This window comes from Sphingomonas sp. Ant H11, from assembly GCF_000797515.1.
GTDB lineage: Bacteria > Pseudomonadota > Alphaproteobacteria > Sphingomonadales > Sphingomonadaceae > Sphingomonas.
Genome location: NZ_JSBN01000167.1, coordinates 1 through 2,187 on the forward strand (window position 1 = coordinate 1; position 2,187 = coordinate 2,187).

Genomic DNA, 2,187 nt, shown 5'->3' on the forward strand with positions numbered 1-2,187 from the left:
CCAAGCGCCTGCCACGCCCCCCGCACCGCCACCGGCACGCGCAGCGCCCGCGCGATCAGCACCATCCCCAGAAACTGCTCGGCCAGCCCCAAGGCGGTCTCGGCAAAGGCCGCGATCAGCGCATCCTCGTCATCGCTCGCCACGCGCAGCACCGCCTTGACCGCCGCCACCGCCAGCGCACGGTCCTCCTCGCCGAGCGTCACCGCGCCCGGCCCATCCGTCTCGATCATCGTTGTTCCTCCAAGTCCCTCTCCCGCCGGGAGAGGGAAGGGGCCCGCTGCCGCAGGCAGTGGGAAGGGTGAGGACGCACACCGACCGCGCGCCCTCACCCCACGACGTCAGCTCACCGCGAACTTCAGCAGCTTGATCGCCTCGGAATTGGACACGCAGCCGCCGACGCGCTTGGTCGCATAGAAATTGACGAACGGCTTGTTGGTATAAGGATCGCGCAGAATCACCGTCTCGCGGCGCTCGGCGATCAGATAGCCCGCCTTGAAATTGCCGAACGCGATCGACAGACTGTTGGCGGCAATATCGGGCATGTCCTCCGCCTCGATCACCGGATAGCCGAGCAACGTCGCCGGCGTCCCCGCGGTCAGGCTCGGCGCCCACAGAAACGCGCCGTCATTGGTCTTGAACTTGCGGATCCGCGCCAGCGTGCTCGCATTCATCACGAACACCGCGCCCTGCCGATACGGCCCGCGCAGCGCCTGCACCAAATCGATCAACCGGTCCTGCGGGTTGGCCGCGAAATCGCCCGCAGCACCGCTCGCCAGATATTGCAGCGTCCCGAACGCACGCGCCGCATCCGCCGTGCTCGCGGTCGGGGCCTGCAAAAAGCCCTTGGGCCGGTTGACGCCCGATCCGTTGACGTACGCCGCACCCTCGGCCTTGGCGAATTCCATCGCGATTTCGCTCGCCAGCCACGCCTCGACATCGAACGCCGCATCGTCGAGCATCGCCTGGCTCGCCGACGGATTGGCGTAGAGTTCCCCCATCGGCGGCGCGATTTCGGTGAACACCGGCGTCGCCGTCGTCCCGCGCGCATCGGTCTCCGCTGCCCAGCCCGAGGGCGTGCCCCCCGTCGTCACCAGCTTGCGATACCCGGCCGAGCCGACCGTCACCACATTCGCGACACTGCGGATCGGCGAAATCGAACTGAGCGTCGCATCGATCACCGCATCGATCTCGCGCGGCACGGCATAGCCCCCGGCATCGCCGCTCACGGCGGTAAACGCCTTCATCTCGACGCTCGCACCCGAGCGGAGGAAACTGTCGAACGCCGCTCCGCCTGGCTCGCGCGCGCCCGCCAATAGCGCGCGCGACCACACCCACCGTTCCTTCGCCCTCGAAGCTCGCCTCAAGCGCGTCCACGGTCATGTCACCCATGTCATTCTCCTCGTTGAAAGTTCGGTTCGGAAACGAAAAAGGGCGCCGCAATCGCGACGCCCTCTGGCATTTCGGATGCAGCACCTACGCCGCATCAAATGGGGGATCGGTTAGCCGATCACGCCTGCTTCACATTCTCGGCGCGCGGACCCTTGGGGCCCTGGCCGACGTCGAACGTGACCGTCTCGCCTTCGCGCAGATCCTCATAGCGGACGCCCTCGACGCTCGACATGTGGAAGAACAGGTCCTTGCCGCTCGCATCGGCGATGAAGCCGAAACCCTTGTCGGTCAGTCGCTTGATGGTGCCGTCAGCCATGATCGCTCTCCTCGTCCGCGCGCGGCTGCCGAGGATCGGGAACCAAGTCTGGAGGCGGCATCGTAGCACGCTCCTCCACCATATGCACCCGGGCCAGCGGCTGCATCGGCTGCGCGACCAGGCTGACTTCGACCAGGTCGACCGCAGTCAGCTCGCGCACCCGCCCCCGCACCGCACCGCGCGCGCGAAAGCCGATCGACAATCCGTTCAGCGCCCCGCCCCGAACCAACCCCGCCACGCGCGCATCGTCGATCCGCCCGATCACACGCAGCCCGCGCTGGTCGGGCGCGATCCGCTCGATTGTGCCGATTGCGCGCCCGCGATGCTGCCACAATAACGGCACCACCGGTACGTCCGCCCCGAACGCGCCCGCGCGGATCACGTCGCCACCGCGATCGACCCGGTCGAAGATTGCGGCGTAGCCAGCGAAGCGCAAGCTCCCTCCGTCCTCCCCTCCCTGAAGGGAGGGGCGTGGGGGGTGG

At 67.6% G+C, this 2,187-nt stretch carries 3 protein-coding genes and 1 pseudogene; all 4 read right to left on the reverse strand.

The window, feature by feature from the left end:
• A pseudogene (locus NW75_RS20740) lies at positions 1 to 230 on the reverse strand (head-tail connector protein); the annotation flags it as partial.
• A 108-nt stretch (positions 231 to 338) separates the two neighbouring features.
• The gene (locus NW75_RS20745) at positions 339 to 1,331 is read right to left on the reverse strand and encodes a phage major capsid protein (protein ID WP_033967312.1); all 993 of its coding nucleotides are present in this window, start codon (positions 1,329 to 1,331) and stop codon (positions 339 to 341) included.
• Between the two features lie 176 nt (positions 1,332 to 1,507).
• Complete coding sequence (locus NW75_RS20750; RefSeq protein ID WP_033967313.1) at positions 1,508 to 1,705, reverse strand: cold-shock protein; 198 nt, start codon at positions 1,703 to 1,705, stop codon at positions 1,508 to 1,510.
• Positions 1,698 to 2,187: HK97 family phage prohead protease (locus NW75_RS20755; protein WP_443024509.1), on the reverse strand; the 490-nt coding region annotated here is incomplete at its 5' end. The genes NW75_RS20755 and NW75_RS20750, both read right to left, overlap by 8 nt.

Bases quoted from the DNA above. Each gene is read 5' to 3' on its own strand.
- NW75_RS20750 (WP_033967313.1), bottom strand. From the start codon at position 1,705: ATGGCTGACGGCACCATCAAGCGACTGACCGACAAGGGTTTCGGCTTC.